At 58.2% G+C, this 6,974-nt stretch carries 6 protein-coding genes; 2 read left to right on the top strand and 4 right to left on the bottom strand.

Annotation, left to right across the window (positions count from 1 at the left end):
* The 4 genes from VSS37_RS11160 to VSS37_RS11145 form a co-directional block, all read right to left on the bottom strand.
* A partial coding sequence (locus tag VSS37_RS11160; protein ID WP_324695234.1) for an FAD binding domain-containing protein occupies positions 1–783 on the bottom strand: 783 nt, incomplete at its 3' end.
* Positions 784–796: 13 nt separating this feature from the next.
* Positions 797–3,166, bottom strand: a complete 2,370-nt coding sequence (locus VSS37_RS11155) for a xanthine dehydrogenase family protein molybdopterin-binding subunit (RefSeq protein ID WP_324695232.1) — start codon at positions 3,164–3,166, stop codon at positions 797–799.
* A 4-nt stretch (positions 3,167–3,170) separates the two neighbouring features.
* Complete coding sequence (locus tag VSS37_RS11150) at positions 3,171–3,638, bottom strand: (2Fe-2S)-binding protein (protein ID WP_324695230.1); 468 nt, start codon at positions 3,636–3,638, stop codon at positions 3,171–3,173.
* A gap of 125 nt (positions 3,639–3,763) precedes the next feature.
* A complete protein-coding gene (locus VSS37_RS11145; protein ID WP_324695228.1) occupies positions 3,764–4,519 on the bottom strand; it encodes a HesA/MoeB/ThiF family protein in 756 nt (251 codons plus the stop codon).
* 308 nt (positions 4,520–4,827) lie between these two features.
* Here VSS37_RS11145 and VSS37_RS11140 point away from each other — a divergent pair, with 308 nt between their 5' ends.
* Both VSS37_RS11140 and exaC read left to right on the top strand, forming a co-directional pair.
* On the top strand, positions 4,828–5,199 hold the full coding sequence (locus VSS37_RS11140; RefSeq protein WP_324695225.1) for an HVO_A0114 family putative DNA-binding protein: 372 nt from the start codon (positions 4,828–4,830) through the stop codon (positions 5,197–5,199).
* 184 nt (positions 5,200–5,383) lie between these two features.
* Positions 5,384–6,904 carry an acetaldehyde dehydrogenase ExaC gene (gene exaC, locus VSS37_RS11135; protein WP_324695223.1) on the top strand — a complete coding sequence of 507 codons (1,521 nt, stop codon included), beginning with the start codon at positions 5,384–5,386 and terminating at the stop codon, positions 6,902–6,904.
* Positions 6,905–6,974 lie beyond the last annotated feature (70 nt).

The raw sequence follows: 6,974 nt of genomic DNA, 5'->3' as shown, positions 1-6,974 counted from the left end.
CACTGCCCGTTTCGCCATCACGCCCACCAGATGTGCCCGGTACGCCGCATCTGCGTGCAGGTCGCTGTTCAGCTCATCCGCATCCACACGGATGCCATACAGTGCATCCGGCGCAAAATGGCTGTTCAAAGCCGCTTCCATCTCCGCCACCCGGAACACGCCAGGGCCAGCGCCGGTCACGGCCACGCGCACGGAACCATCTGCCGCCTGCGCGACGAAGACGCCTACCAGCGCAAAGCGTGAAGCCGGGTTGGGGAATTTCGCGTAAGCCGCGCGTTGCGGGATGGGGAAACGAACTGCGGTGATCAGCTCATCCGGGTTCAGCGCGGTTTCGTACAGTCCGGTGAAGAAATCGTCGGCTGCCAGTTCGCGCTGGGAAGTGACCACGGTTGCGCCCAGCCCCAGCACACCGGCCGGGTAATCCGCCGCCGGGTCGTTATTGGCGATGGAGCCGCCCAGCGTGCCAACGGCACGTACCTGCCGGTCACCGATGCTGTGGGCGAGTGCCGCCAACGCGGGGATGTGCTGTTGCACCTCCGCCGAGTTCGCCACTTCCGCGTGTTTGCTCAGTGCGCCGATGACCAGATTATCGCCTTCCACGCGGATACCGTTCAGCTCGCTGATGCCGCCCAGATCGATGAGGTCGGAAGGTTGCGCCAGCCGCAGTTTCAGCGTGGCAATCAGGGTTTGCCCGCCTGCCAGCGCCTTGGCGTCTTCCAGAGAACCCAGCAAGGACGCAGCTTCGGCGACTGTACCGGGACGATGGTATTCAAATGCATACATGTTCCTGTCCTCCTTAGTTGCGGGCGGTTTGAATGGCTTGCCAGACACGGTGCGGGGTCGCAGGCATCGGCATATCTTTCACCCCGAGATCCTTGAGCGCGTCGATAATGGCGCTAATGACCGCAGGTGGTGAACCAATCGCGCCCGCTTCCCCGCAGCCTTTGACGCCCAGCGGATTGTGGGTGCAAGGCGTGACCTGGGTATCCACCTTGAAGTTCGGAATATCATCAGCACGCGGCATCGCATAGTCGGTGTAGGAGCCGGTCAGCAACTGGCCGCTTTCCGGGTCATAGATGGCGTGTTCCAGCAATGCCTGGCCGATTCCCTGCGCCAAACCGCCGTGCACCTGACCTTCGACGATCATCGGGTTGATGATATTGCCGAAATCATCCGAGGCGGTGAAACTGACGATTTCGACCACGCCGGTATCTGGGTCGACCTCCACTTCGCAGATATGGCTGCCTGCCGGGTAGGTGAAATTGGTCGGGTCGTAGAACGCGGTTTCGTCCAGCCCCGGTTCCAGCTTGTCGAGCGGGTAGTTGTGCGGCACGTAGGCCGTCAGTGCGACCTGGGCGAAATCGACCGCGCGGTCAGTCCCCGCCACCTTGAATTTGCCGTCCTCGAACACCACGTCGGAATCCGCCGTTTCCAGCAGATGCGCGGCAATCTTGCGGCCCTTGTCGACGATTTTATCCACGGCGCGGATAATGGCGGATGCACCTACTGCCAGCGAACGGGAACCGTAAGTGCCCATGCCGAACGGTACGCGCCCGGTATCACCATGCACGATGTCAACGTTTTCAAACGGAATGCCAAGGCGGTCAGCCACCACTTGCGCAAAGGTGGTTTCATGCCCCTGCCCATGGCTGTGCGAGCCGGTGAAAACCGTGACGGAGCCGGTCGGATGCACCCGCACTTCCCCGGCTTCAAACAAACCGGCGCGCGCACCGAGCGCACCCGCGATATTGGAAGGTGCCAACCCGCAGGCTTCGATGTAGCAGGAGTACCCCAAACCACGTAACTTGCCGCGTTGTTTGGCTTCCTCCTTGCGCGCAGCAAAACCTTCCACATCAGCAATTTTCATCGCAGCATTCAGCGTTGCCTCGTAGTCGCCAACGTCATAGGTCAGGCCTACCGGCGTGGCATACGGGAATTCGCGGATGAAATTGCGACGGCGGATTTCATCCTGGGGAATACCGGTTTCCATTGCCGCTGCTGACACCAACCGTTCCACCACGAACGTGGCTTCGGGGCGGCCCGCGCCACGGTAAGCATCCACCGGCGAGGTATTGGTGAAAACACCCGTGACTTGGCAGTGAATGGCCGGAGTTGCATACTGCCCCGCCAGCAAAGTGGCGTACAAAATGGTCGGTACACAGGAAGCAAAGGTAGACAGGTAGGAACCCAGATTCGCGGTGGTATCCACCCGCATCCCGAGGAACTTGCCGTCCTTGTCCAACGCCAGTTCCGCCTTGGTCACATGATCACGGCCATGCGCGTCGGAGAGGAAGGATTCGGAACGTTCCGCCGTCCATTTGATCGGCCGGTTAACCCGCTTCGAAGCCCATACCAGCGCGGTTTCCTCGTTGTAGAGGAAGATTTTGGAACCAAAACCGCCGCCTACATCCGGTGCAATCACCCGCACCTTATGTTCCGGCAGACCCAGCACGAAGGCAGTCATCAGCAGGCGTTCAACGTGCGGATTCTGGTTGGCCACGTACAGGGTGTAAGCATCTTCGGCACGCGAATACTGGGCAAGCGCGGCACGCGGCTCGATGGCGTTGGGGGACAGCCGGTTATTGCGGAATTCCAGCGTGGTAATGTGATCGGCCTTGGCAAATGCTTGATCAGCCGCGCCCTTGTCACCCACCGCCCAGACGAAGGAAACGTTATCCGGGGCTTCATCATGCACCACGGCTGTCGAGCCTTTGGCTTGGGCGGTATCGGTCACCGCTTCCAGCGGCTCGTAATCGACCATCACCAGTTCTGAGGCATCCTTCGCCTGGAAATAGGTGTTGGCAATAATCACCGCCACCGGGTCGCCGACGTAACGCGCTTTTCCTTGCGCCAGTACCGGGTGTACCGGCTCTTTCATCGGTTGCCCGTTCACATCGGTAATCAGCCAGCCGCAGGGCAAGCCATTGATGCCGGAAGCCGCCAGATCTTCACCCGTGAAAATAGCGACCACGCCGGGTGCGGCTTTGGCCTCGCTCAGGTCAATGCTGTTGATTTTGGCGTGGGCATAGGGTGAACGCAGGAAATAAGCGTAAGTCTGCCCGTGCAGGTTGATGTCGTCGGTGTAATTGCCCGCGCCGGTGAGAAAACGTTGATCTTCCTTGCGGCGGGTGGCAGCACCAATGCCATTGGGAATATTTGCGCCCATAGCCTTAACCTCCTGCGGCGCAGGTCTGCACCGCCTTGACGATATTCTGGTAGCCGGTGCAACGGCAGAAATTGCCATCCAGCGCTGCGCGGATATCGTGTTCGCTGGGGTTGGGGTTTTCCTTCAGCAGCGCGGTTGCGCTCATCACCATGCCCGGTGTGCAGAAGCCGCATTGCAGGCCATGGCATTCCTTGAAAGCGGCCTGCATCGGGTGCATCTCGCCGTCAGGGTTGGCCAGGCCTTCGATGGTGGTGATTTCCGCCCCTTGTGCTTGCAGGGCGAGGATATTGCACGCTTTGACCGCGTGTCCGTTAAGGTGAATGGTGCAGGCGCCGCAATGGGCGGTGTCACAGCCGACGTGGGTGCCGGTAAGGCCTAAATGTTCACGGATGAATTGCACCAGCAGGGTACGCGGATCAATTTCCGCCTCCACAGCATTGCCATTCACCGTGAGTGCTAGCTTCACGGTCATTGATTCCTCCTCCTCTTGGGTTTGTGGCGTCTCTGGCGAGGCGCGGAACGGCGGTTTTTCTAACTTTTGACTCCTCCAGGATAAGATTGAGTGTATACCAAAATATTTGGGGGTTTTGAGAGTCCTTACCTTCTGTGAAGGTTGCCGCATACCGGGCAGTTGGGGTCGCGCGGTAGTTTGAATTCCATCCATTCCATCGCCTGCCCGTCGAACATCAGGACACGCCCGGTCAGGGTTGTGCCGCTGCCGACCAGCAACTTGAGGGTTTCCAACGCCTGCATGCTGCCAAGCACGCCCAGTAGGGGGCCGACCACACCGTTTTCACTACAGGTTTGCGCAAGGCCGCCGACCTTGCCGTAAAAGCAGTGGTAGCAAGGGTTTTCCCCAAGGTGGGGCTGGAACACGCTGATCTGCCCTTCCCAGCGGATGGCGGCGGCGGACACCAGCGGCTTGCGGGCAGCCACTGCCGCACGATTGATCAGCAGGCGGGAATCGAGGCTGTCGGTGCAATCCACGACGACATCCACCTGCTGCATCTGCTCCAGCAGGGCAGTTTCGTCCAGTTTGGAGGGGATGGTTTCGAGCGTGGTTTCCGGGTTGAGGCGGCGCAGGGTTTCGGCGGCGGAATCGACCTTGGGCAGGCCGACTTTGGGGGTATCGTGCGCAATCTGGCGTTGCAGGTTGGTCAGGTCGACCACATCCGGGTCGCAGAGCACCAGCCTGCCTACACCACTGGCGGCGAGGTACATGGCAACGGGGGAACCCAGCCCTCCCAGGCCAATAATCAGCACCGATGCAGCGTTGAGTTTTTCCTGCCCCGTCAGGTCGATCTGCGGCAGCATGATCTGGCGGCTGTAACGCAACAACTGGTCATCATCCATGGTGGCTCCTTCCCCGGTGGTTTCGTTTCAGCATAGCGAAAACCTAGGGTTGAAGCCTATTTCTCTCGCCACGATTGTTGTTGTATCCCACCTTATTTTGTAAACACGACTGCTCATAAAACGTGCTACTTTCCTATCAGAAAATGCTCACCACGCATTGATCCCGCCGCTTGCCGTTGTCATAATGTCAACATGCCAGCAAAACTCATACTCAAAGACCGCATCGTTTATGAAGGCGGCCACATTCAGGAAATGGTGATATGGGAATTGGAGCAGCCTGTGGTAGGCAGCAAACACCTGTACAAATCATGACCAAGACTGAACGCACCCTCGAAATCAAGATACTGACGGAAGAACAGGCCATGCAGGCGTCTGCCACCCGCTTTCTGGATGCCTGGAACAAGGGCGAATACGCTGGCGAATACCTGACCTTCACTTCTCCCGGCATGTTCTTTGAAGTAATCAACGCCCGCCGCTGGGATTTGGTGGTCAAGCTGCAAAAACTGGGTAAAACCAGTATCCGCGAACTGGCAAAACAGGTTCAGCGTGATGTCCGGCGCGTGCATGATGACATCAAAATCCTGATCGAACATGGCATTGTCGAGCAGGATGCGGGTGGCATCTGCGTCCCCTACGATACAATCCATGCGGATTTCACCCTGACCGCAGAAGCAGCATAGTTTCATCAACGCTCACTGTTTGTGTCAGCGCGACCAGAAAGACATTCGCGCCCAATACACCTATTTCTCACGTCACGATTGTTGTTGTATCCCACCTTTTCCCAACCTTTGCCGCCGTAGTCTTGTTCTCAAGGGAGGCAATCCCGACCTATCAAACGGCAAATAGAGAGAGAGGACGACCAACATGCAATACGCAAATCCGAACACCGCTGGCGCAGTCATCAACTTCAAGGGACGCTATGGCAACTTCATCGGCGGCCAGTGGAAGGAGCCGGTCAAAGGCGAATACTTCGACAATATTTCCCCGGTGAATGGCAAACCGTTCTGCCAGATTCCCCGTTCCAGCGCGGAAGACATTGAGCTGGCACTGGACGCAGCACACGCAGCCAAAGACGCCTGGGGCAAAACCTCCGTCACCGCCCGTTCCAACATCCTGCTGAAAATCGCTGACCGCATTGAAGCCAACCTGGAAATGCTGGCCGTCGCCGAAACCTGGGACAACGGCAAAGCCGTGCGCGAAACCCTGAACGCAGACGTGCCACTGTGCGTCGACCATTTCCGCTACTTTGCAGGCTGCCTGCGTGCGCAGGAAGGCACTCTCAGCGAAATCGACGAACACACCGTTGCTTACCACTTCCACGAGCCGCTGGGCGTGGTCGGGCAGATCATTCCGTGGAACTTCCCGCTGCTGATGGCCGCATGGAAACTGGCTCCAGCGCTGGCTGCGGGTAACTGCGTCGTGCTCAAGCCTGCCGAACAAACGCCAGCCTCCATCCTGGTGCTGGCGGAACTGATCCAGGATTTGCTGCCAGCAGGCGTGCTGAACATCGTCAATGGTTTCGGCGCGGAAGCAGGCAAGGCACTGGCAACCAGCACCCGCATCGCCAAGATTGCCTTCACCGGCTCCACCCCGGTCGGCTCACTGATTATGAAATACGCTGCCGACAATATCATTCCCTCCACCGTGGAACTGGGCGGCAAATCACCTAATGTTTACTTCTCCGATGTCATGGATCACGAAGACTCCTTCCTGAGCAAAGCAGTCGAAGGCGCGGTACTGGCCTTCTTCAACCAGGGTGAAGTCTGCACCTGCCCATCCCGCATGCTGGTGCAGGAAGACATGTACGAAAAATTCATCGGCATGGTGATTGAGCGTGCCGCCCAGATCAAACGCGGCAACCCGCTGGACACTGAAGTCATGGTCGGTGCACAAGCTTCCCAGGAACAGTACGACAAGATTCTGGAATACATTCAGATCGGTAAGGATGAAGGTGCCGAAGTCATCACCGGCGGCGAAGCGGAACACCTCAGCGGTGAATACTGCGATGGTTACTACATCAAGCCGACCCTGCTGAAAGGCACCAACAATATGCGGGTGTTCCAGGAAGAAATTTTCGGGCCGGTGGTATCGGTGACGACGTTCAAGGATGAAGCAGAAGCGCTGGCGATTGCCAATGACACTGAGTTTGGTTTGGGTGCAGGCGTATGGACCCGCGACATGAACCGTTCCTACCGCATGGGCCGTGGCATCCACGCAGGCCGGGTATGGACCAACTGTTACCACCTCTACCCTGCACATGCAGCCTTCGGCGGCTACAAAAAGTCCGGGGTAGGGCGCGAAACCCACAAAATGATGCTCGACCACTACCAGCAAACCAAAAACCTGTTGGTCAGCTACGACATCAACCCTCTGGGCTTCTTCTGATTTCCTCCTCCTAGCGTGTGATACGCGGGCCGGGTTTTCCTGGCCCGCGCTTTTTGGCCTGTACCCTGCA

Source organism: Candidatus Thiothrix phosphatis (assembly GCF_035668035.1).
GTDB classification, from domain to species: Bacteria; Pseudomonadota; Gammaproteobacteria; order Thiotrichales; family Thiotrichaceae; genus Thiothrix; species Thiothrix phosphatis.
The sequence above is the reverse complement of the archived record's forward strand: the minus strand, read 5'-3'. Positions and strand labels throughout refer to the sequence as shown.